General features: G+C 72.2%; 19 protein-coding genes. 10 read left to right on the top strand and 9 right to left on the bottom strand.

What is annotated here, in order from left to right:
* The 3 genes from ACIRD7_RS33910 to ACIRD7_RS33900 form a co-directional block, all read right to left on the bottom strand.
* Entirely contained in the window at positions 1-1,125 is a 1,125-nt protein-coding gene (locus ACIRD7_RS33910) for a Gfo/Idh/MocA family protein (protein WP_403459586.1), read from the bottom strand.
* Positions 1,095-1,805, bottom strand: a complete 711-nt coding sequence (locus tag ACIRD7_RS33905) for a ThuA domain-containing protein (RefSeq protein ID WP_403459584.1) — start codon at positions 1,803-1,805, stop codon at positions 1,095-1,097. Before ACIRD7_RS33905 ends, ACIRD7_RS33910 begins: the two co-directional genes overlap by 31 nt.
* 92 nt (positions 1,806-1,897) lie before the next feature.
* A complete protein-coding gene (locus ACIRD7_RS33900; protein WP_403459582.1) occupies positions 1,898-2,788 on the bottom strand; it encodes a class I SAM-dependent methyltransferase in 891 nt (296 codons plus the stop codon).
* 74 nt (positions 2,789-2,862) lie between these two features.
* Here ACIRD7_RS33900 and ACIRD7_RS33895 point away from each other — a divergent pair, with 74 nt between their 5' ends.
* Positions 2,863-3,294, top strand: coding sequence for a helix-turn-helix domain-containing protein (locus ACIRD7_RS33895; protein ID WP_403459581.1), 432 nt, complete (start codon positions 2,863-2,865; stop codon positions 3,292-3,294).
* Positions 3,295-3,316: 22 nt separating this feature from the next.
* On the opposite strand, the gene ACIRD7_RS33890 is transcribed toward ACIRD7_RS33895, so the two are convergent.
* Positions 3,317-3,919, bottom strand: a complete 603-nt coding sequence (locus ACIRD7_RS33890) for a DNA-binding response regulator (RefSeq protein WP_403459580.1) — start codon at positions 3,917-3,919, stop codon at positions 3,317-3,319.
* Entirely contained in the window at positions 3,916-5,163 is a 1,248-nt protein-coding gene (locus tag ACIRD7_RS33885) for a sensor histidine kinase (protein WP_403459579.1), read from the bottom strand. Before ACIRD7_RS33885 ends, ACIRD7_RS33890 begins: the two co-directional genes overlap by 4 nt.
* Positions 5,164-5,340: 177 nt before the next feature.
* Here ACIRD7_RS33885 and ACIRD7_RS33880 point away from each other — a divergent pair, with 177 nt between their 5' ends.
* From ACIRD7_RS33880 to lpdA, 4 genes are all read left to right on the top strand, one after another.
* The gene (locus tag ACIRD7_RS33880; RefSeq protein WP_403459576.1) at positions 5,341-5,919 is read left to right on the top strand and encodes a hypothetical protein; all 579 of its coding nucleotides are present in this window, start codon (positions 5,341-5,343) and stop codon (positions 5,917-5,919) included.
* A 110-nt stretch (positions 5,920-6,029) separates the two neighbouring features.
* Positions 6,030-9,191, top strand: a complete 3,162-nt coding sequence (locus tag ACIRD7_RS33875; protein WP_403459574.1) for an amidohydrolase family protein — start codon at positions 6,030-6,032, stop codon at positions 9,189-9,191.
* Between the two features lie 133 nt (positions 9,192-9,324).
* The gene (locus ACIRD7_RS33870) at positions 9,325-10,146 is read left to right on the top strand and encodes a hypothetical protein (protein WP_403459573.1); all 822 of its coding nucleotides are present in this window, start codon (positions 9,325-9,327) and stop codon (positions 10,144-10,146) included.
* Positions 10,147-10,295: 149 nt separating this feature from the next.
* Positions 10,296-11,708, top strand: a complete 1,413-nt coding sequence (lpdA, locus tag ACIRD7_RS33865) for a dihydrolipoyl dehydrogenase (protein WP_403459570.1) — start codon at positions 10,296-10,298, stop codon at positions 11,706-11,708.
* A 4-nt stretch (positions 11,709-11,712) separates the two neighbouring features.
* Here lpdA and ACIRD7_RS33860 read toward each other — a convergent pair whose 3' ends face one another.
* Positions 11,713-12,414, bottom strand: coding sequence for a lysostaphin resistance A-like protein (locus tag ACIRD7_RS33860; protein ID WP_403459569.1), 702 nt, complete (start codon positions 12,412-12,414; stop codon positions 11,713-11,715).
* A 30-nt stretch (positions 12,415-12,444) separates the two neighbouring features.
* A complete protein-coding gene (locus ACIRD7_RS33855; RefSeq protein WP_403459568.1) occupies positions 12,445-14,376 on the bottom strand; it encodes a glycoside hydrolase family 5 protein in 1,932 nt (643 codons plus the stop codon).
* Positions 14,377-14,631: 255 nt separating this feature from the next.
* On the opposite strand from ACIRD7_RS33855, the gene ACIRD7_RS33850 reads away from it, so the two are divergent.
* The 3 genes from ACIRD7_RS33850 to ACIRD7_RS33840 all read left to right on the top strand — a co-directional run bounded on the left by ACIRD7_RS33850 (position 14,632) and on the right by ACIRD7_RS33840 (position 18,274).
* Positions 14,632-15,408 carry a class I SAM-dependent methyltransferase gene (locus ACIRD7_RS33850; protein WP_403459567.1) on the top strand — a complete coding sequence of 259 codons (777 nt, stop codon included), beginning with the start codon at positions 14,632-14,634 and terminating at the stop codon, positions 15,406-15,408.
* Between the two features lie 186 nt (positions 15,409-15,594).
* Positions 15,595-17,658 (top strand): discoidin domain-containing protein, encoded by a 2,064-nt coding sequence (locus ACIRD7_RS33845; RefSeq protein ID WP_403459566.1) that lies wholly within the window; start codon positions 15,595-15,597, stop codon positions 17,656-17,658.
* A gap of 19 nt (positions 17,659-17,677) precedes the next feature.
* Positions 17,678-18,274 (top strand): TetR/AcrR family transcriptional regulator, encoded by a 597-nt coding sequence (locus tag ACIRD7_RS33840; RefSeq protein ID WP_403459565.1) that lies wholly within the window; start codon positions 17,678-17,680, stop codon positions 18,272-18,274.
* Between the two features lie 10 nt (positions 18,275-18,284).
* Here ACIRD7_RS33840 and ACIRD7_RS33835 read toward each other — a convergent pair whose 3' ends face one another.
* Entirely contained in the window at positions 18,285-19,385 is a 1,101-nt protein-coding gene (locus tag ACIRD7_RS33835) for an acyltransferase family protein (RefSeq protein ID WP_403459563.1), read from the bottom strand.
* Positions 19,386-19,609: 224 nt separating this feature from the next.
* Here ACIRD7_RS33835 and ACIRD7_RS33830 point away from each other — a divergent pair, with 224 nt between their 5' ends.
* Entirely contained in the window at positions 19,610-20,473 is an 864-nt protein-coding gene (locus ACIRD7_RS33830; RefSeq protein WP_403459561.1) for a hypothetical protein, read from the top strand.
* A 115-nt stretch (positions 20,474-20,588) separates the two neighbouring features.
* The gene (locus tag ACIRD7_RS33825) at positions 20,589-21,323 is read left to right on the top strand and encodes a class F sortase (protein WP_403459559.1); all 735 of its coding nucleotides are present in this window, start codon (positions 20,589-20,591) and stop codon (positions 21,321-21,323) included.
* A 15-nt stretch (positions 21,324-21,338) separates the two neighbouring features.
* Here ACIRD7_RS33825 and ACIRD7_RS33820 read toward each other — a convergent pair whose 3' ends face one another.
* The gene (locus tag ACIRD7_RS33820; protein ID WP_403459558.1) at positions 21,339-21,764 is read right to left on the bottom strand and encodes a hypothetical protein; all 426 of its coding nucleotides are present in this window, start codon (positions 21,762-21,764) and stop codon (positions 21,339-21,341) included.
* Positions 21,765-21,771: the final 7 nt, after the last annotated feature.

Here is a 21,771-nt window from a genome sequence, read left to right as displayed (position 1 = left end):
TCACGGGGAGGGTGCTGTGTGGTGGTCCCCGCGCCAGTCCTCGGGCGGAGTCAGCGGCACGGGAGCGGGGGGATTCACGGTCGTCGTCAGCTCGACGCGACGCCCCTCGGCCGCCGAGCGGAGCAGCGCGGTCATCGTCTCCAGTACGTGCAGGGCGAGTTCACCATTCGCGCGGGGCGCCCGGTCTTCGTGCGCGGCGACGAAATCGAGCAGGCCGATGCCCCGGGCGCCGTCGGCGTAGCCCGCCGACACCGGGAGCGTGCGCCACTCGGTGCCGCCGAGTTCGAAGAGCCGCACCTCGCCGTCGAAGTAGTTCGGGTCGGGGACCGCGAGCGTGCCCGTCTCACCGTGGACCTCGATCGGCGCGGCGGTCGTGGCCACGCCGTCGAAGCTCGTCGTGATCGTCGTCAGGGTCCCGCCGACGTGCTCCAGCACACCGGTGACATGCGTGTCCACCGCGACGGGGATCCGCTCGCCCGCGCGCGGCCCGCTTCCGATGACGCGCTCGGCACGCGGCCGCCCGGCCGCCCCGGTCACGGCACGCACCGGACCCAGCAGATGGACCAGGGACGCGAGGTAGTACGGCCCCATGTCCAGCAGCGGGCCGCCCCCGGCCGTGTAGTAGAAGTCGGGATGCGGATGCCAGCGTTCGTGCCCCGGCGTGACCATCACGGCCGACGCGAACTGCGGACGTCCGATGCTCCCCGCCGCCACGGCCGCGCGCGCCGTCTGGATGCCGGTGCCCAAGACCGTGTCCGGCGCGCACCCCACGCCGACCCCCGCCTTCGCGGCGGCCTCCAGTACGGCGTGCGCGTCGGCGAGGTCGGCGGCGAGTGGCTTCTCCCCGTAGACGTTCTTCCCGTGGCCGACGGCGCCGAGGGCGATCTCGGCGTGGGCGGCGGGGACGGTGAGGTTCAGCACCGTGTCCACGTCCGGGCTGCTCAGCAACTCCTCGACGGTCAGGGCGCGGACGCCGGGCCGCTCGGCCGCGACCGCCTCCGACCGGGTGGCGTCGAGGTCCGCGACGGCGGTGACACGGACGGCGGGATGCCCGACCAGTGTGTCCAGGTACGCGCGCGAGATGACGCCCAGTCCTACGACGCCGACGCGGTGCGCGTCGCCCACAGCATTCCCCTCTCGATGACGGTGCGGACGGCGGGGTGCTCCAATACGTCGAGGCTGTGCCCCGGCGTCGTCACCACGACGCGGCCGGCGCCCCACTGCCGGGTCCAGACCGCCGGCGAGGTGACCGGGCGGTGCCAGGGCTGCCAGGGCCGGGTGGGATGGGTCGTGGTGGCCAGGACGTCGATCAGGTCGTCGTGGAGCACCCAGTACTGCTCGGTGTGCAGGTCGAAGTCCTCGATGCCGGCGGTGACGGGGTGTTCCCGGCCGAGGTCGGTGACGGTGACGGTGTGCGGCAGGTAGTTGTCCTCCTGGACCCCCTCGCGCTCGCACGGCTCCTTGCCCGGGTGGGTGGCGAACTGTCCGCCCACCAGGTGGAGATAGTCGGAGGAGGCCCGGAACGAGTCCGCGATGCCGCCGTGCCAGCCGGTGAAGCCGGTGCCGGCCACGACCGCCGCGCTCAGCCCCGCCAGTTGCTCGGCGCTGATCTCCGACATCGTGACGCACTGCACGACCAGATCGGTGCCGGCCATCGTGCCGGCGTCGGCGTAGACGTCGGTCGACTCCTCGACCCTTACGGTGAATCCGTTCGCGCGCAGGAAGGGCAGGAACAACTCCGTGGCCCGGACCGGCTCGTGTCCTTCCCAACCCCCTCGGACCACCAGGGCGTTCTTCCGCGTCATCTCGTCCCTTCGTGAGGCCGCAGAACAGCGTCATCACTATGCGTCAGGCCCCTGCCCGGAGGAAAGAGTCGCCGGATTCCGCGAAACTTTCGTTACGGCGCGGTCGAAGCGGAGGGCGCGGGCGAGTCGGCCGACCCGGACGTCGCTCGGGCGCCGACCATCCAGCAGCCCGCGGTGAAGCGGACCTCGGCACCTTCGACAAAGCCGTCGAACGCGGCGCGAACCGTCTCGACGACTTTGGCGCGGGTCCGCTCGTCCACCCCGGGCAGGGCCTGGCCGACCGGACCGAGCCGGGTGAAGTAGCGCACCAGCTCCCGCTCGGGAAGCGCGCAGGCCACGTCGACCGGCCGGATGTCGATGGCGGACCACCCGCTCTCCGCCAGGATGCGGTGGACCCTGCCCGAGTCCGCGAAGGCGAACTGCCCCGGCTCGTCCGGGCGGCGGACGGGCAGGTTCGGCAGCAGCGGTGCCGCGGCGCGCTCGGCCGTCGTCATGAACGGGTTCTCGGCCGGCCCGCGCCAGGCGACGAACCGGAGCGCGCCCCCTTCCCTGGTGGCGCGCCGGAGATTCGCGAAAGCCCGGACGGGGTCGTCGAAGAACATGACTCCGAAGCGGGAGATGACGGTGTCGAAGGCGGCGGGCTCGAAGGCGTGCTCCTGTGCGTCGGCGAGGATGAAGGACACCTGCGCGCCCTCCCGCTCGGCGCGCGCCCGGGCGGCTGTGATCATCGGTTCCGAAATGTCGACACCGGCGCAGTGACCCGCCGGGCCGAGCCGGCGCGCGACGGCGACCGTGGTGCCACCGGTCCCGCAGCCCACGTCGAGCACGTGCCCGGCCGGGTCCGCGGGCATCGCCTCGATCAGCAGCTCTTCGAACGGCCGCAGTACGTCGTCCAGCAACCCCTGCGTCTCGACCCAGGCGTTCCCGCCGGGCCCGTTCCAACGGGACGCCTGATCGTCACCGGTCCCGCGCCTCACGTCCATGATCGCCTCCTGTGCTTGCGTTCGCCGAGCCGGGATGACAGCGTGCTACTTCAAGTCGACTTGAGGTCAAGCGAATGACGGACCTGGACATCGCCGAGGTGGCGCGGCGCGCCGGAGTTCCCGCCTCCACGCTGCGGTTCTACGAGGAAAAGGGGCTGATCGCCTCGACCGGCAGGCGGGGCCTGCGTCGTCAGTACGATTCTTCCGTACTGGAACGGCTCGCGCTGATCGTGCTGGGGCGGACGGCCGGGTTCTCGCTCGACGAGATCGCACGCATGTTCGCGCCGGACGGGGGGCCGCGCATCGACCGGGAGATGCTCGCGGCCAAGGCGGACGAGCTGGACGCGAGGATCCGCGAACTGGGCGTCCTGCGGGACTCCCTGCGGCACGCCGCGGCCTGTCCCGCGCCGAGCCACGCGCAGTGCCCCACCTTCCGCCGCCTCCTCGACGCCGCCGCATCGGGCGCTGTCGCGGTACCGAGGAAGCGGGCGCCGGGGCCGCGGTGAGGCCCTGGCGGGCGTCGAGGCGTCAGATCCAGCCCTGTTCCCAGGCGCGGTGCGCTGCGGCATGGCGGGTCGGGGTGCCCAGCTTGGACATGGCCGCGGAGAGGTAGTTGCGGACCGTGCCGGGGGCCAGATGGACCTCTGTGGCGATCTCGGCGATCGAGGCACCGGAGCGGGCGGCGCGCAGGACCTCCAGTTCGCGGCCCGTGAGGGGGCAGTCGTCCTCGGTCAGCGCGGAGGCGGCGATGTCCGGATCCACATAGCGGCGGCCGGCGGCGATGTCCCGGATGATCTCGGCCAGCCGGGCCGCCGGGGTCGTCTTGGGGACGAAGCCGCGCACACCGGCGGCCAGGGCCCGGCGCAGTACGGCCGGCCGGGCGTGCCGCGTCACCAGGACGATCTGGGTGGGCAGTTCGGCCTGGATCTCCTCGGCGGCGCGCAGCCCGTCGGTCGGCGGCATCTCCAGATCGAGGACGGCGATGTCCGGACGCTGCGCGCGGGCCAGCCGTACGGCGTCGGTGGAGGTGGCTGCCTCGGCGACCACGCTGAGGTCCTCCTCCAGCGCGAGCAGGGCGGCCAGGGCACTCCTGAGCAGGTCCTCGTCGTCGGCGATCAGCAGGCGGATCATCGGGCGGCTCCGTCGGTGGGGTTTCGCGAGTCGGCCGGCTGCGGCGAGCGAGGCGGCCCGGACGCCCGCGGTGAGTGGCTCGGCAGCGCGGCCTCGACCATGAAGCGGTCCCCGTCGTGCCTCCAGGTCAGTTCGCCGCCGGCCGCCTCCAGCCGCTCGGCGAGGCCGCGCAGTCCCGTTCCGTCCAGGGCCCCCGGATGCTCCTCGGCACCGTCGTTGATCACGCTCAGGCGGGCGTGGCCGTCGGCGACGCGGTAGCGGACCTCCGCGTGCCCGGCCCGGCTGTGCCGCAGCACATTGGTGGTGGCCTCCCGCATCACCAGACCGAGCAGACGGCGGGCGGGGTCCGGGAGTTCCCCGGCGTCGGGGTCGAGCGTCGTCCTCGCCTCGATGCCGGCGGCGGCCAGCACCCGGGTCGCGTTGGCGAGCTCGTCGTCCAGCGTCGTCCGCCGGTAACCCCGCACCACCGCACGGGTGTCGCTGAGGGCGTCCGCCGCGAGCCGCCGTACCTCCTTCATCTCCCCGGCCGCGCGTGCCGGGTCCCGCTCGACCAGCCGCTCCGCCAACTCGGCCTTCAGGGCGATCACCTGGAGATGGTGGCCCTGGATGTCGTGCAGGTCGGCGGCGAACCGCAGCCGCTCCTCCCGGACCGCCAGCTCCGCCTCCAGCCGGCGCGCCTCGTCCAGCCGCCGCGCGGTGTCCCAGGCCCACAGGGGGCCGAGCGTCACCCACGCCGTGAAGGCGACCAGCCCGGCCGGGAACAGCGCGGCGTACGCCAGCTCACCGTCGCCCTCGGCCAGGCTGACGACGCTCCCCGGCAGCAGCGCGAGGGTCACCGCACCGACGAGGAGCCGCCGTCTGCGGTGCGGGGGCAGGTAGGTCGCGGCGATCGCCACCACCACGGCGGGCGCGATCGGCCACAGCCCGTAGTTGCCCACGGCCAGGGGAGCGGCGGCGAGCACGCCCGCGGCCCCCGCGGCGGCCGCCAGCCATCTCCTGGAGGGCGTGGCGGACGCGGGCGGGAGCGCCAGCCGCCGGCCCAGCAGGACCACGCTCGCCCCCACCTCGACCGCCAGGGCTCCCGCGGCCGGAGCACGGGCCCACAGCGGGACGTCGCCGTCGAGCACCCATGCGCCGACGAAGACGGCCAGCGCGCACGCGGTCATGCCCGGCACGGTCCACCAGGTGTGGCGGCGCAGGCCCGTCAGCCCCGCCGCGTCACGCTCGATCGCCCCGTCCCCCACGGGGTCATTGTGGCCCAGGCCGCATGACAAATGTCATGCGAGGACGTGACAACCCCACGCGGCCGCATGGGGGTTCGGCACTACTGGCCGGTACTGCGACGGAAGAGGCTGTGACCAGGCGGCGGTTCCCCGTGAACTCGCCCCCGCCCCCTACGACTTCACATACCGGAGGACCCCATGCCCACCACCGCAGCGCACCCGGCCGCCCGGCTCACGCGGCGTTGGCCCACCGCGCTGGCCGTAGCGGTCGTCGCCCTCAACGTCGCCACCTCCGGCGGACAGGACCTGGCCGGCGCGGTCGGAGGCTACGGGGAGGTGCTGCCGTTGCTCCCCCTGATCTACCTGATGGTCCATCAGCTCGGGGAGTCGCGGTTCACCTGGCCGGTGCTCGGGGTGGGCCTGGTGGCCGTGTTCGGGCTCGCCGCGCAGGATGCCGTGGACGCCTCGGCGGTCCTCGTCGGCCTCGCCGCGGTTCTCCTGGCCTGGGGTGCCGTCCGTGGAACTCCCCACGGACGGGCCGCCTTCGGGATCCAGGCCGCGGGCGCGGTCCTCTTTTGCGCTCTCGCGCTCGCCGGACTGGCCGTGGACCCCGGTCAGGGCCGCTACCTCGTGGCGGCCGGCTGGTTCCTCCACGGGGTCTGGGACTTCGTGCACCTGTCGCGCGCCAAGGTCGTCTCCGGCACGTTCGCCGAGTGGTGCGGCGTCATCGACGTACTCGTCGCCGTACAGCTGCTGTTTCTGGTCCCGTCGGCGTGAAGAACGGCCGAGAAGCGCCGGGGCGGGGGCCGTAACCGGGTCCCGCCCCTTACGTTGCCACCAGTGGTCTCTCCCGTCCGATCCGCCAACTCCGCGCACTGGGAGCTCTCTTGGACACCGAAGACACCGCCGGCGCCCCGAGTTACGGCCCGCTCTCCCGCCGCAGATTCCTCCAGGCGACCGCCTCGGCGACGGCGCTCGCCACCGTCGGCACACCCGCCGCGTCCGCCGCCCCGGGCCCGGACACCCTGTCCTTCACCGCCGCCACGGGCGGCTCCGCGACCCTCGCACCGACCGGTGACCGCCTGGTCGCCGAGGTGCAGAACGTGCTCTGGTCCGTCCCGCGCAACGGCGGCACCGCCGTCGCGCTCACCCCGCCCGGCCTCGAACCCACCCGCCCGCAGTTCTCGCCCGACGGCACCCGGCTCGTCGTCTGCGCCTACCGTGGCGGCGGCTTCCACCTCTGGACGCTGCGGCCCGACGGCACCGGGCTGCACCAGCTCACCGACGGACCGTGGGACGACCGGGGCCCGGCCTGGTCACCCGACGGCACCCGGGTCGCCTTCGCCTCCGAGCGCGGCGGCGACACCGTGACCGGTGCCCCGTACCGGATCTGGGTCGTGGACGTGCGCACCGGCGCTCTGACCCGGCTCACCGGTCGCCCCGGTCAGCAGGGCCCCGGCCAGGACGCCCGCTGGGAGGACTTCGACCCGGCGTGGTCGGCCGACGGCGAACGGGTGCTGTTCGTGCGGGCCGGCGTCACCGCCACGGGCACCCTCCGCGCCACCACCATCGCGTCGGTGGCCGCGGACGGCTCGGGACCGGTCGTCACCGAGCACACGGACGACTCCGGCGCCCAGCTCATGACCCCCGAAGTCTCGCCCGCCGGACGCCTGGCGTACCTGCGCACCACCGCCTCGCCCGCGGCCTCCTGCACCCTCGTCGTGGACGGCGAGCCGGTCGCCGTACAGGGCGACGTCCTGCCCGCACCGCCCCGCTGGACGGACGCCGAGCGCCTGCTCCTCACCGTCGACGGAAAGTTCCGCCTGGTCGACCCGGACGCGCCGGGCGACGGCGAGGAGATCCCGTTCACCGCCACGCTGCCCGTGGACCGGCCCCGCTACCGCGGCAAGGCGTACGACTTCGAGGGCTCCGCCACCCGCCCCGTGCGCGCGCTGCACCTGCCGGCCCTGGCACCGGACGGCCGCAGCGTCGCCTTCGCCGCGCTCAACGCGCTGTGGACCGCCGGGACGACCGGCGCCGGGGCGCCCCGCAAGGTGCTCCAGGCCCCCGCCACCCGCTATGTGCTGGCGCCCGCCTGGACGCCCGACGGCACGGCACTGGTGTACGCCGACGACCGCGACGGACTCTTCGCCGTACGCCGCCGCGACCTCGCCTCCGGGCAGGACACCCTGCTCGCCGGGGGCGGCCGTGTCTTCCCCGCCCTCTCACCCGACGGGACTCGGCTGGCCTGCCTGGACATGTCCGGCAACCTCGTGGTGCGCGACCTGCCCGACGGCACCGAACGGATCCTCGCCGCACCCCTCGGAGCGGGCGGACTGCCCGGCCGCCCCAGCTGGTCGCCCGACGGCCGGTACGCGGCGCTGTGCGACCGCAACCGCCTCAACCAGCGCTTCCGGGAGGGCTACAACCTCATCCGCGTCGTCGACACGGCCACCGGGACCGCCGCACTGCACGCCCTCGCCCCGCACACCTCGCTCTCCGACCGCTACGACTCCGGCCCGGTCTGGTCCCCGGACGGCCGCTGGATGGCGGTCGTCGCCGAGTCGGCCCTGTGGCTGCTGCCGGTCCGCCCCGACGGCACCCCTGACGGCGCACCGCGCCGGCTCACCACCGAGCCCGCCGACCACCCGTCCTGGTCCGCCGACGCCCGCACCCTGCTCTACCTCAGCGCCGGCACCCTGCGCCTGATCGACGTCACCGACGGCAGCCGCCGTACCGTCCGCGTCTCGCTGGACTACCGCAGACCGCGCCCGGCGGACACGGTCGTGCACGCGGGCCGCCTGTGGGACGGCACCGGCTCACAGGTCCGTGAGGACGTCGACGTCGTCATCCGCGACGGCCGGATCGCCGAGGTGGCCCCGCATCGCGGCGGCCGTCCCGCCGCCCGCCGCGTCGACGCCGGCGACCGCACCGTGATCCCGGGCCTGTGGGACGCGCACACCCACCCCTGGCAGTCCACGTACGGCGGCCGGCAGACCGCGCTCCAGCTCGCCTACGGCATCACCACGGCCGTCTCCCTGGGCGGCTTCGCCTACGAGCAGGCCCGCGTCCGGGAGGCCGTCGCCGCCGGCGCCCTCGCCGGACCCCGGCTGCTCACGACCGGCGAACTCCTCGACGGGGCGCGGGTCGCCTACAGCATGGGCCGCGCCCACCGCACCCCCGAGGGACTGCGCCGCTCGCTGGCCCGCGGGGAGGCGCTGGACTGGGACTTCGTGAAGACGTACGTACGGGCCCCGGGCTGGCTGATGAAGGAGGCCGCGGACTTCGCGCACCGGCGGCTCGGCGTGCGCAGCGGCAGCCACCTGTGCAGCCCCGGTGTGCAGCTGGGGCAGGACCTGACCACCCACCTGCAGGCCACGCAGCGGCTGGAGTTCGGGCACGCGACCTCGGCGAGCGGGCGCGCCTACCAGGACGTCGAGGAGATCTACACCGGCACCGGCTTCCACCTCGTCGCGACCCCCTTCACGGCGACGGCCCTGCTCGGCGCCGAGCCCGCGCTCGCGGACGACCCGCGCGTCACCGCGCTCATGCCGCCGTGGGACACCGCACTGGTCCGCGAAGGGGCCGGCCGGCCGCCCACCGAGGCCCAACTGGCCGCGCTGGGCCGGGAGATGGACGTCTACCGGCGGATCCTCGCGGGCGGCGGGCTCGTCGCGGTCGGCACCGACCAGCCGATCGTCCCGGTCGGACTCCATCTGCACCTGGTGCTGCGCGCCCTGCACCGCGCCGGCCTGTCCCCGGCCGAGGCGCTGCGCACCGCGACCCTGCTGCCCGCCCGGGTCTTCGGCGCGGACGCCGACCTGGGCACGGTGGAGGAGGGCAAGCTCGGCGATCTCACCGTCGTCGACGGCGACCCGTTCACCGACTTCGCCACGCTGATCCGCACCGTGGCGGTCCTGCGCGGCGGTGTGCTGTTCGAGCAGGCGGACCTGGTGGACGCCTTCGGCACCCCGACCGGACGACGGGCGCGGGAGGACTGGCTGGAGGTGAGCCGGCACCTGCGGCGCGAGGGCTGCTGCGACCTCTGAGCGGGGCACGGTGCGCACACACTTCCTGGCACATCTGCGCAGGAGCATCACTCAGGCTGCACACAGCCCGTCGAAAGCCTCGTTAGCGTTGCTGGCCGTTCGCTCCCCCCGTACGAACCCAGGAAGACCGTAGATGGACTACTGCTCATCGTGCCGTCGGCATCTCAACGGGGCCCTTGTGTGCCCCGGGTGCGGCGCCTACGCCCCGGACATCGCTCCCTCCGCGGTCGGGGGTGCCCCGGGGTCCGCCGCGCCGGGCGCCGCGACGTGGGGCAGCGCCGCCGACGCCGCGTGGTACGACGACCACCCCCAGGACGGGGCGACGCCGTCGGACCACCACGACGAGACCGCGCCCGGCGAGGCCGAGGGCGTGCCCGCCGCACCGCAGGGCCGCGCCGCGCGCCGGCGCCAGCGGGCCCGCTGGAAGAAGAACCAGCGCCGGGCCGTGGTCGCGACGGCCGTCGCCCTGGTCGGCGGCGGCCTGACGGTCGCCTCGATGGACCGGGGCTCCGGCGACAAGGCCCAGGCGGCCACGGCACCGGAACACCCGAACGCGGGGCTCCCGGAGCAGCAGGAGACCGAACTCACCCGCCCGGCGTCCACGCCGCCGGACACCCGCGAGGCCGGGCGCACCGACACGCCCACGTCGAAGCCGAGCCCGACGAACGCCGCCCGGGAGTCCATCAGCACACCGCGCACCACACGGCAGTTCACCCGACCGGACGTCGCCGGCACCCCGAGCCCCACCGCGACCACCGTCCCGCAGACCCAGACCGTCTCCCCGGCGCCCGCGTCGGGCTCCGGCGGCGGGGCGGCCGAGGCGCAGCAGCCCGCCCCCACGCCGACCCCGACGGACGGGGCGAACTCCGGGGCGTCCCCGGCTCCGTCGAGCCCGGAACCGCAGGAGACCACTCCCGCGCAGCTGTGCGTGCTCAACGTCGTCTGCCTCGGCTGACCAGGAACGCGGCGCCATCTGAGATCGTCGTCACGCTCCCGCCTCACCACACAACCTGACGGATGCGTTCATGCTGGAAGGAGCCGAACCCCCACGAGGGGTCCGGCACCGGCAGATCAGGATGAAAAGCCCTCAGGAAGGAACTCTCCATGGTCGAGCAGGACGAGCGCTTCGATGTCGTGGTCCTCGGCGCGGGCCCCGGTGGCTACGTCGCCGCGATCCGCGCCGCCCAGCTGGGCAAGCGCGTGGCGGTCGTGGAGGAGAAGTACTGGGGCGGCGTCTGTCTGAACGTGGGCTGCATCCCCAGCAAGGCGCTGCTGCGCAACGCCGAACTGGCGCACATCTTCACCCGCGAGGCGAAGACCTTCGGCATCCAGGTGGACGGACAGGTCAGCTTCGACTACGGCGAGGCGTTCCGCCGCAGCCGGAAGGTCGCCGACGGCCGGGTCAAGGGCGTCCACTACCTGATGAAGAAGAACAAGATCGCCGAGATCGACGGCCGCGGCACCTTCCTCGACCCGCACACCCTCCAGGTGGCCGGCTACGACGGCGAGACCCGCACCATCGGCTTCGAGCACTGCATCATCGCCACCGGCGCCACCCCCAAGCTGCTCCCCGGCACCCGGCGCAGCTCGCGCGTGGTGACCTTCGAGGAGCAGATCCTCGCCGAGGAGCTGCCGCGCTCGATCATCATCGCGGGCGCCGGCGCGATCGGCGTCGAGTTCGCCTACGTCCTGCACAACTACGGCGTGAAGGTCACGATCGTCGAGTTCCTCGACCGGATGGCCCCGCTGGAGGACGCCGAGGTCTCCGCCGAACTCGCCAAGCAGTACCGCCGGCTCGGCATCGACGTGCTGACCTCCACCCGGGTCGACACCGTCGACGAGTCCGGCGAGCAGGTGCGGGTCACGGTCACCGGGAAGGACGGCGCCCAGCAGGTCCTGGAGGCCGACAAGGTGCTCCAGGCGATCGGCTTCCAGCCGAACATCGAGGGCTACGGCCTGGAGAAGACCGGTGTGACGGTCACCGAGCGCGGCGCGATCGACATCGACGGCCGCTGCCGTACGTCCGTCCCGCACATCTTCGCCATCGGTGACGTGACGGCGAAGCTGATGCTCGCGCACGCCGCGGAGGCGATGGGCATCGTCGCCGCCGAGACCCTCGCGGACGCCGAGACGATGGAGCTCGACTACGTGATGATCCCGCGGGCCACGTACTGCCAGCCGCAGATCGCCAGCTTCGGCTACACCGAGGCACAGGCCCGCGAACTCGGCCACGACGTCAAGGTGGCCAAGTTCCCCTTCACCGCGAACGGCAAGTCCCACGGCCTCGGCGACGCGACCGGCTTCGTGAAGCTGATCAGCGACGCCAAGTACGGCGAGCTCCTCGGCGGCCACTTGATCGGCCCGGACGTCACCGAGCTGCTGCCCGAGCTGACCCTGGCCCAGCAGTGGGACCTGACCGTGCACGAGGTCGCCCGCAACGTCCACGCGCACCCCACGCTCGGCGAGGCGGTCAAGGAGGCGGTCCACGGCCTCGCGGGTCACATGATCAACTTCTGACGGTTCAGCCGGAGAGCCACCAGCGGGCCGCCGCCCAGGCGAACGCGTAGCTGAAGCCGTTGACCGCCCAGTGCAGGGTCATCGGCGTCAGCAGGCTGCCGGAGCGGCGGCGCAGCTCGCACAGGACGACCCCGGCCAGGGCCGTGACCACGATCGCCGCGGCCACGGTCGGGGCCACCCCGGCGGGTCCGTCACCGAAGACGGACCCGATGGCGGCGTTGGAGCGGTTGATGCCGCGGGACGGCATGAGGTGCCACACCCCGAACAGCAGTGACGACACGCCCGTGGCCCACGCCGTGCCGTGCCGGCGCCGGATCATGGCCCACAGCACGCCACGGAACGCGGTCTCCTCCAGCAGCACGGTCCCGAACGGCACCCGCACCAGCGCTCCCCACAGCATCCCCACCAGCGACAGGTTCGCCGCCCTGCCGTCCCGGAACGCCTCGCGCCCGGCCGGAACGGCGAGGAGGACCAGCAGGACCAGCAGGACGATCGCCACCAGGACGGGCGCCCACCGCAGCCCCCGACGCACGCCCGCCGCGTCGAGCCCCAGGTCGGCGGGGGTGAGACCGTCCCAGCGGGCGATCATCAGCAGCACGGCCGTCGCCGTCACGCAGATGATCACGTACATGGCGGGGCTCCGCGCGAGCCAGTTGTTCAGCAGGTTCGCGGCGGCGAGCACGGCGAGAGCACAGGTGATCCGCATCCGGGTTCCAGCATGCCCCGGCCGTGACGATCAGCCCAGTTCGCGGCAGTACAGCGCGTCGGGTGTCCGGGCCGAGCCCACCCGGCCGGTGTAGGCGATGCCGGCCGCGTACTCGTCGTCATCGCACTGGCCCTTGTAGCGGCCGTACGCGAAGTCACCGCCCTTCGCGGCCGTCCCCCGGTTGTCGCCCCGGTCGAACCAGACCGTACGGCCGCTCGTGCCGAGCCTTCCGGCCGGTGCGGCCGCGCACAGGGCGGCGGAGACGGCCGCGCCGCGCACGCTGTACCCGATGAGGAACTGCCCGTCGGCGCACTGGAGTTTGGTGTAGCCGGACGCCCAGTCGCCGCCCGGACGTACATGCCGTTCGTCGACTACCACCTCGTGTCCGCGGGCCGGGTCCCACAGGGCGCCCGAGGTCACGTCCGAGCACAGGCCCCGGTTGCCGGTGTGGGCGAGGCCGAGCAGCCGCTGACCGTCGGGGCAGACGGCCTTGCGGGCGCCGGAGTCCCAGTCGGGCAGGGCGCGCATCCGCCGTGACTGGACGAAGTCGCCGTGGTCCGGGCTGAGCATGGACCAGTCGGAGACCTGTGGCACCGGACCGGTACGGCCGTCGGCCTCGACGAGCCGCGTCCAGGCGGCGGCCCGCCAGTCGTCGCCGTCGTAGAGGCCCATCCGATGTCCCTGCGCATCCCAGTGCAGCAGTGCCCAGCCGTTGCCCTTGCGGTCCTGGTGCCAGCCGACGAGCGGCCAGTAGGCGAAGTCGGCGTCCGTGCGGACGAGTTGGTCCACGAAGTTCTCGAACCAGGCCCGCTGCTTCTGACCGGTCTCCTCGCGGCCGCCGACGCCGAACTCGCTGATCCACACCGGGGCGGTGAAGTGCTGGTCCGGTTCTGCGCTGACGAAGAAGGCCTGCCGGTTCAGGACGGCGACCAGTTCGGCGGGGCTCAGGTCGCGGTAGCGGGGGTCGCTGGTCTCGCCCGTGCCGGTGGCGCCGCTGTGGTTCGGACCCGTGTAGTCGTAGAAGTGTGCGGAGTACACGAGCTTGCCGGAGTCCACGAGCGTGTGCGACAGGCGCCGGGCGGGCTCCAGGGTGGGGCGCTCGTGCGGCAGGCCGTCGACGGGGATGCCCGTCCAGTTGATGCCCTCGACCACGATCAGCAGATTCGGATTGGCCTCGGTGAGGATGCGGTCGCCCGCCCGCTGCGAGGCGGCGAACCAGTCGTGGTCGTCGCCCAGACCCCAGTTGGGGTCGTCCCAGACGTTGCGGCGCACCTCGTTGTACAGGTCGGCGCCGACCACACGCGGGTTGTCCCGGTAGCGGCGCGCCATGAACAGCCAGTCGTCCTCCCAGGCGGCGGTGGACCGGCTCGCGTTCCAGCGCTCGTTGCCGTCGACCCCACAGCACCAACGCGTGGTGTTCGTGTGGTTGTTGAGGATCACCGCGAGTCCGGCCGCGGTGAGCTCGCGCACCACCGCGTCGTACACCCGCAGCGGGGTCAGTCCCCGCAGGGAGGTGTTGGCGGCGACGACGTCGTCCGTGACGGGGCGGGTGTCGTGGACCATCTCGTTGGAGAAGGGCAGCCGGACACTGTTGATGCCGATCTCCCGGAACCCGGCGATGATCTCGGCCATCGGGGCGCGGTCCAGACCGAGCGGGACCCGGCCGGAGTTCTCGCCGGCGTGGTGGGCGGCGTCCTGCTCGGGGTCGCCCGAGCCGTTCCAGGTGCCGCTGGCGCCGTGCCAGTTGCCGGAGCGCAGCTTGAAGCGGTCCCCGTCCGCGTCGACGATCCAGCGGCCCCGGGTGCTGAGCGGAGGCGTCCAGTCCTCCGCGACCAGCGGGGCGGCGGCCGTGGCGGCCACGCCGGCGGGCTCGGCCACGGCCTGGGGGAGTGGAGCCAGGGGGACCAGGAGTGCTGCGGCGGCGAGTGCCGCCCTCACCAGGGTTCCGCGCACGGTCACCATCCCGAGGCTGTGTATTTGTCATGGCGGCGTCATGTCGCGCCGGCTCATACACCGTAGTGCACGAACGACACCCAGGCACTGGGATGGTCGGGCAGACGCAGACGTTCCTCACACGGAGCCCATACGGCCACCCCCCGTCCCCACCCCGACACGCGAAGGGCATCACGGTTCGGACCGGCCGTACCGCCCTGTGGCGCCCCGGCGGTCCCCTGCGCATGCTCGGTGGTACCGCGTCCCCCGGGAGGTCCGATCCCCATGCCGGCCAAGAACCTCAGCCTGAACCGCACCACCCTCGGACACCGGCTCGCCTACGCCCTGCGCCACCCCGACCGCGTGCCCCGCCACCTCGCCCGGTCCGCCCGTGATCTGTGGCTGCGCCGCCGGCACCCGGACCACATCGCCTACTACCGGGCCGTGATGCGCTCCGACACCCGGGCCGACCCGGACGCGGCCGTCGGCAGCCGCAACCGTGAGCGCTGGCTCGCGCTCGGGGCGATGCAGTTCGACTACCTCGTCGGCCACGGCCTGCGTCCCGAGCACCGGATGCTCGAGATCGGCTGCGGCAACCTGCGAGGGGGCTGGCGGTTCATCCGCCACCTGGAGCCCGGCCACTACTACGGCATCGACATCTCTCCCGACATCCTGTTCGCCGCGCAGGACACCGTCGCGGAGATGGGTCTGCAGCAGCGGCTCCCGACCCTCACGCCGGTGCGCGACCTGACGCTGCGCTTCCTGCCCGACGCGCACTTCGACGTGGTGCACGCCCACAGCGTCTTCTCGCACTCGCCGCTGACGGTGATCGAGGAGTGCCTGGCCCATGTCGGCCGCGTGATGGCGGCCGACGGCTGGTTCGACTTCACCTTCGACCGCACCGAGGGCGAGGAGCACCACGTCCTGCGGGAGGACTTCTACTACCGCACCGAGACCCTCGTCGCACTGGCCGAGAAGCACGGGCTGCGGGCCCGCTTCATGGCGGACTGGGAGGCGCTCCCGCACGGCCAGTCCAAGATCCGTGTGACGCACGCGAGTTGAGGGGGCGCAATCACGCACGCGAGTTGAACCGCGCAATCACCCACGCGAGTTGAGTCACGCAATCGTCATCAGGTCATCCGTCCCGGACACTTGACTCGTAAAGCGGTAGTGGCGATCCTCTGTCGCACATATTGCGAGGTCGTGACAATCCGGCCTCGCCATCCCGCCGACCGAGGGACGAGGGCTGTGACCAGTGCCGGACGCCCGTACCGCCGACGCAAGAACATCACCGTTGTCTCGCTGCTCCTGCTAGTGCTGTCCGTCGCGCTCGGACCCACACCGAGCTCGGCGGCCGGAACCAACTGGTGGGACCCCAGCGCACGGCCTGAGCCCGACTCCCGGATCAACGTCACGGGAGAGCCGTTCAAGGGCGCCGACGCCAAGGGTGAGGTCCGCGGCTTCGTCGACGCGCACGACCACATCTTCTCCAACGAGGCCTTCGGTGGCCGGCTGATCTGCGGCAAGCCCTTCTCCGAGCAGGGCGTCGCGGACGCCCTCAAGGACTGCCCCGAGCACTACCCCGACGGCTCACTCGCGATCTTCGACTTCATCACCAACGGCGGTGACGGCAAGCACGACCCGGTCGGCTGGCCCACGTTCAAGGACTGGCCCGCGCACGACTCGCTGACCCACCAGCAGAACTACTACGCCTGGATCGAGCGCGCCTGGCGCGGCGGCCAGCGGGTGCTGGTCAACGACCTCGTCACCAACGGCGTGATCTGCTCGGTGTACTTCTTCAAGGACCGCAGCTGCGACGAGATGACGTCGATCAGGCTCCAGGCCAAGCTGACGTACGACATGCAGGCCTACGTCGACAAGATGTACGGCGGCACCGGGAAGGGCTGGTTCCGGATCGTCACCGACAGCGCCCAGGCCCGTCAGGTCATCGAGCAGGGCAAGCTGGCGGTCGTCCTCGGTGTGGAGACCTCCGAGCCCTTCGGCTGCAAGCAGATCCTCGACATCGCGCAGTGCAGCAAGGAGGACATCGACAAGGGCCTGGACGAGCTGTACTCGCTGGGCGTGCGCAGCATGTTCCTGTGCCACAAGTTCGACAACGCGCTGTGCGGCGTCCGCTTCGACTCGGGCGGACTCGGCACGGCCATCAACGTCGGCCAGTTCCTGTCGACCGGTACCTTCTGGAAGACCGAGACGTGCAAGGGCCCGCAGCACGACAACCCGATCGGCAACGCCACGGCGGCCGAGGCCGAGATGAAGCTTCCGGCGGGCGTGGACGTCCCCTCGTACAACGCGGACGCCCAGTGCAACGTCCGGGGGCTCACCGCTCTCGGTGAGTACGCCGTACGGGGCATGATGAACCGCGGGATGATGCTGGAGATCGACCACATGAGCGTCAAGGCCGCAGGCCGGGCGCTCGACATCTTCGAGTCCGCGTCCTACCCCGGCGTGCTGTCCTCGCACAGCTGGATGGACATGGACTGGACCGAGCGGGTCTACGGCCTCGGCGGCTTCATCGCCCAGTACATGCACGGCTCCGAGGGCTTCATCTCGGAGGCCAAGCGCACGGAGTCCCTGCGCGACAAGTACGGCGTCGGCTACGGCTACGGCACCGACATGAACGGCGTCGGCGGCTGGCCGGGCCCGCGCGGAGCGGACGCCCCGAACAAGGTCACGTACCCCTTCAAGAGCGTCGACGGCGGCTCCGTCATCGACCGGCAGACCACCGGCGAGCGCACCTGGGACCTGAACACCGACGGCGCCGCCCACTACGGCCTCGTCCCGGACTGGATCGAGGACATCCGCCGGGTCGGCGGCCAGGACGTGGTCGACGACCTCTTCCGGGGCGCCGAGTCCTACCTCGACACCTGGGGTGCCTCCGAGAACCACCAGTCCGGCGTGAACCTCGCCCGTGGCACGGCCACGTCCGCCAGTTCCTCGGAGTGGAGCCTGTTCACCAGCTACCAGCCGGGCCGGGCCGTCGACGGCGACGGCGGCACCCGCTGGGCGAGCGACTGGAGCGACGACCAGTGGTACCAGGTCGACCTCGGCGCCACCCGTCTCGTCGGGCGGGTCACCCTCGACTGGGAGCGAGCCTACGGCAAGGCGTACCGCGTCGAGCTCTCCACCGACGGCGCGACCTGGCGGACCGCCTGGTCCACCACCGCCGGTGACGGCGGCCTGGACACGGCCAGGTTCGCCGGCACACCGGCCAGATACGTCCGTATCCACGGGCAGGACCGCGGCACCGACTGGGGCTACTCCCTCTACGAGGTCGGCGTCCACAGCGGCTGACAGTCACGAGAGGGGCTCCATGGCACGGTTGCCGTCCGCCGAGCGGCGGCGACAGCTCACCGAGGCGGCCATCAGGGCGATGGCCCGGGACGGCGTCCCCAGGACGACCACCCGGTCCATCGCCGCCGAGGCGGGCGTCTCGCTGAGCGTCTTCCACTACTGCTTCGACTCCAAGCAGGAGCTGATCGAGTCCGTCATCACCACCATCACCGGGCACTACGTGACCCTGGTGCAGGAGGCGCTACGGCCCCGGGCGACCCTCGAGGAGACCGTCCGGGCCGGCTTCCAGGCGTACTGGGACCACGTCCGCGCCCATCCGGACGAACACATGCTCACCTACGAGCTGACGCAGTACGCGCTGCGCCAGCCCGGATTCGAGCACTTGGCGCGCCGGCAGTACGAGCTGTACGCCGAGACGTACGGCGACCTCATCGACCAGCTCGGCCGGACCATGGGCCTGCGGTTGCGCGTGCCCGCCCCCGTGCTGGCCCGCTACCTGGCCGCCATGACCGACGGCCTGACCCTCAACTACCTCGTGCTCGGCGACGAGGCGGCCTGGAACGACATCCTCGACACGGTCACCGCGCACATCGCCGGACTGGTGAGCGAGAGCTGACGGGGAAGGTTCACTCCCGTGCGGCGACCGGCTCCCGGCCCGGTGCCGGTGCCTCCCGCCGGAACAGCCACCGCAGGTCCGGCTCGACCACGAAGCGCAGGGCGCGCCGCACGGGGGGCGTGCACAGCACGGTCACGACCGCCGCGGCCACCACGGTGATGACGACCGCGCCGAGCGGCCGGTGGGCCCAGGCGGAGTCGTACCAGCCGCCGTACTTGGCGCCCTGCGCCAGGAAGCCGTGCAGCAGATAGCCGTAGAGCGTGCCCGCGCCCAGCGCCGTGCACCACATCCGACGCCCCGGCACCCAGGACAGGAAGCAGGCCACCAGCAGCAGCGAGCAGACGAACAGGACGGGCGTCATCACCAGGCCGTACCAGGCGGGCGCACCGAGCTCCTCGGCGCTGTCGCGGTGGTAGAACCAGCTGCCGGTCATCCGCGGCACCGCCCAGTACGCCACCGCGAACGCGCCCGCGAACACCGGCACGGCCGCGATCCGCACCGCACGGCGCCGCACCAGCCGGAAGTGCTCGGGCTTCAGCGACAGACCCAGCACGAAGTACGGCAGGAACTGAAGGGCGCGCTGGAGGTCGAGGTCGTTGCCGATGGACGGTGAGAGGGTGGCCAGCATCGCCACGCCGAGGGCCAGTGGCACCGGCATGCGGACCCGCTGCCACAGCGGGGTGGTCAGCCGCCACAGGAACACCGCCGCCAGGAACCACGTCAGATACAGCGGGTCCAGCAGACTGACCGGGCGGTCCGGCTCCTGGTCCGTCCACCGGGTGAAGAAGGTGTAGGCGGTCTCGAACACGACGTACGGCACGACGAGGCCGCCGACCAGCCGTCTGAGCCGGTCCGGGCGGTGGTCGAAGCCCCGGGAGAAGTAGCCGGAGACGATGATGAACGCCGGCATGTGGAAGGCGTACACCAGCATGTACGCCGCGCTCACGGTCCGGCTGCCGTCCCGCAGCGGTTCCCACGCATGGCCCATCGCCACCAGCACGATCGCCGCGTACTTGGCATTGTCGAAGAACGCGTCCCGCTGCCGCGAAGGCGCAGGTGACGGCGGTGCGGCGGGCTCACGGGCGAGGTCGGTGACGGCTTGCTGGGACATTCCCCGCGTCTCACCACTTGTCGGCGGGGCAAACCTCTCCGGGGGAATGCGGGGTTCCGGGGGGCGGGGCTGCTCGGCATAGGGCCGTCAGGGTGTGGTCGTAACCCGTGTGATCGCTCCGGATGGTGCGTCCCGAGGACATGACTGACGGTGGATCACGTCAAGGTCTGGCTCCAGTGGTGATGAAGCGTCAGCCGCCCAGGCCGTGACGGAAGGATTTACCTATGCGCTCTGTCCGCATGCTGCTCGCCACCGCGACGGCCACGGCCGCGCTGGCGATCGCACCTGCCGCGTACGCCGTCACCATGGGTGACTGGGACCCCGAGGACAGCTCCCACAGCAAGGAGCACGAGAAGTCCGAGGACCACGGCAAGTCCGAAGAGCACGGCAAGTCCGAGGACCACGGCAAGTCCGAAGAGCACGGCAAGTCCGAGGACCACGGAAAGTCCGAGGACCACGACCAGTCCTACAGCAAGGAACACGAGGAGAAGGGCAAGCACGACGGGCCGCATGGTGGGATCCACACGGGTGGTGGAGCGCTGGCTGTCGTGAACGACGACGACTACGAGGAGCACGGCAAGTCCGACGAGTACGGCAAGTCGGATGAGCATGGCAAGTCCGACGAGCACGGCAAGTCCGATGAACACGGCAAGTCCGAGGGGCACGACGAGTCCTCCGGCAAGGAGCACGGCAAGGAGGGCAAGCACGACGGGCCGCGTGGCGGGATCCACACCGGTGGCGGAGCGCTGGCCGCCGTGAACGACGACGACTGGGGCGGTGACAAGGACCCGAAGCACGACCCGGACAGTTACCGGAACAAGGAGTCCGAGAAGGGCTGGGGCGGCGAAGAGGAGCCCTGGAAGGAAGACCACGGCAAGGACTCGTGGAAGGGCGACAACGACGACTCGTGGGGCGGTGGCCACGACGAGGGTCGCGGGCACGACAAGCCGCACGGCGGCATGCACACCGGCGGTGGCGGTCTCGCCTCCTCGTCGGGTGTGACCGCCGGTGGTCTGGCCGCGCTGGCGGTCGCCGGTACCGGGGTCTACGCGCTGCGCCGCAAGAAGGCCTCCGGAACCGCGGCCTGACCATGCCCGATGACATAGCCGCTGTGGCCGCCGCACGTGCGCCGCGCGTCGCGGCGGCCCCTTCGGTTCACCCGCTCGTCCTCTCCACTGCCGTGCCCCAGTGAGGTGGTGTCCGATGGCCGCCGGCCGTCCCCCTTCCCCCGAAACCGCCCCGTCCCGCTCGGCCACCCGTGCCGAGACCTCGCGTCGGATAAGGCGCGTGGCGATGGCGCTGTTCTGGAGCGCCGTCACCTTGATGGTGCTGGCGGTCACCCTGGGGGGCGGCGACGACCGGGCGTCCGAACCGGGCCGGGCGCCCCGCCTGCCTCCGGCGGTCGAAGGGCACGACCCCTCAGGGGCCGGGCGGCACGCCGCACCGGAGTCCGGGTCGCCCGACGGGCGGCCCGTGGGCAGGCATCTGGCCCGTTCCCGGCCGGTCCGGCTGCACATCCCCAAGATCTCCGTCGACGCGCCCTTCGTCGATCTCGCCATCGGCAGCACCGGCCGGCTGGAACCGCCGCCGGCCGGGAACACCAACCTCGTCGGCTGGTACGCCGAGGGCGCCACCCCCGGCGAGCCGGGCACGTCGATCATCGCCGGGCACGTGGACACGACCACGTCCGCCGCGGTCTTCGCCAACCTCAGCCAGCTAGTGAAGGGGGACCGCTTCGAGGTGGCGCGAGCCGACGGGCGCAGGGCGTCCTTCGTGGTCGACAGCGTCGAGACCTTCGACAAGGACAACTTCCCCAGCGACCGCGTCTACGCCGACACGCCCCGCGCCCAGGTCCGGCTCATCACCTGCGCGGGCGACTACGACCGCCAGGTCAAGGACTACACCGCGAACCTGGTGGTCTTCGCCCACCTCGTGTGACTCACCGGCGGCGGCTCAGCACTGCGGGAGTTGCGACTTCCAGGTGTTCGGGCCGCCGGTGTCCAGGTACCAGTCGTTGACGTATCCGTCCCCGATGCCGTTGTCGACCCGCATCCAGTAGCGGTACCCGTGTCCGTCGGCGTCCGGGTCGCCCGTGGTCCAGCAGATCAGGCCGAGCTCGTCCCCGTTGTGGTACTGCCCGAAGACGGGCGACTTGGGGGCGCTGTAACGGGGAGCGGTGCGCACCGCCAGATGGGATCCGGCGTCGATGCCGGTGACGTAGGCGCACTGGGTGCGGTCGCCCGAGATGCTGCACGTGTGGATCGCGGCGCCCGCGGGGCCCGCTCCGGTCAGCACTGCGGAGGCCGCGACGGTGAGTACGGCACCCGTCAGGGTGAGGGCGCGCAGGCGCCGGCCGGGCGGCTGGTTCGGCTGTGTCACGAAAGCT

The organism is Streptomyces sp. NPDC093568 (assembly GCF_044764945.1).
Taxonomy (GTDB): domain Bacteria; phylum Actinomycetota; class Actinomycetes; order Streptomycetales; family Streptomycetaceae; genus Streptomyces.
This window is presented reverse-complemented; position numbering and strand designations above follow the sequence as displayed.

Excerpts from the sequence above, each read along its gene's own strand:
- ACIRD7_RS33855 (WP_403459568.1), bottom strand. The coding sequence starts at position 14,376 with ATGGTGACCGTGCGCGGAACCCTGGTGAGGGCGGCACTCGCCGCCGCA.
- ACIRD7_RS33830 (WP_403459561.1), top strand. The coding sequence starts at position 19,610 with ATGCGCTCTGTCCGCATGCTGCTCGCCACCGCGACGGCCACGGCCGCG.
- lpdA (WP_403459570.1), top strand. The coding sequence starts at position 10,296 with ATGGTCGAGCAGGACGAGCGCTTCGATGTCGTGGTCCTCGGCGCGGGC.
- ACIRD7_RS33890 (WP_403459580.1), bottom strand. The coding sequence starts at position 3,919 with ATGATCCGCCTGCTGATCGCCGACGACGAGGACCTGCTCAGGAGTGCC.
- ACIRD7_RS33900 (WP_403459582.1), bottom strand. The coding sequence starts at position 2,788 with ATGGACGTGAGGCGCGGGACCGGTGACGATCAGGCGTCCCGTTGGAAC.
- ACIRD7_RS33850 (WP_403459567.1), top strand. The coding sequence starts at position 14,632 with ATGCCGGCCAAGAACCTCAGCCTGAACCGCACCACCCTCGGACACCGG.
- ACIRD7_RS33870 (WP_403459573.1), top strand. The coding sequence starts at position 9,325 with ATGGACTACTGCTCATCGTGCCGTCGGCATCTCAACGGGGCCCTTGTG.
- ACIRD7_RS33880 (WP_403459576.1), top strand. The coding sequence starts at position 5,341 with ATGCCCACCACCGCAGCGCACCCGGCCGCCCGGCTCACGCGGCGTTGG.
- ACIRD7_RS33825 (WP_403459559.1), top strand. The coding sequence starts at position 20,589 with ATGGCCGCCGGCCGTCCCCCTTCCCCCGAAACCGCCCCGTCCCGCTCG.
- ACIRD7_RS33895 (WP_403459581.1), top strand. The coding sequence starts at position 2,863 with ATGACGGACCTGGACATCGCCGAGGTGGCGCGGCGCGCCGGAGTTCCC.
- ACIRD7_RS33840 (WP_403459565.1), top strand. The coding sequence starts at position 17,678 with ATGGCACGGTTGCCGTCCGCCGAGCGGCGGCGACAGCTCACCGAGGCG.
- ACIRD7_RS33905 (WP_403459584.1), bottom strand. The coding sequence starts at position 1,805 with ATGACGCGGAAGAACGCCCTGGTGGTCCGAGGGGGTTGGGAAGGACAC.
- ACIRD7_RS33835 (WP_403459563.1), bottom strand. The coding sequence starts at position 19,385 with ATGTCCCAGCAAGCCGTCACCGACCTCGCCCGTGAGCCCGCCGCACCG.
- ACIRD7_RS33860 (WP_403459569.1), bottom strand. The coding sequence starts at position 12,414 with ATGCGGATCACCTGTGCTCTCGCCGTGCTCGCCGCCGCGAACCTGCTG.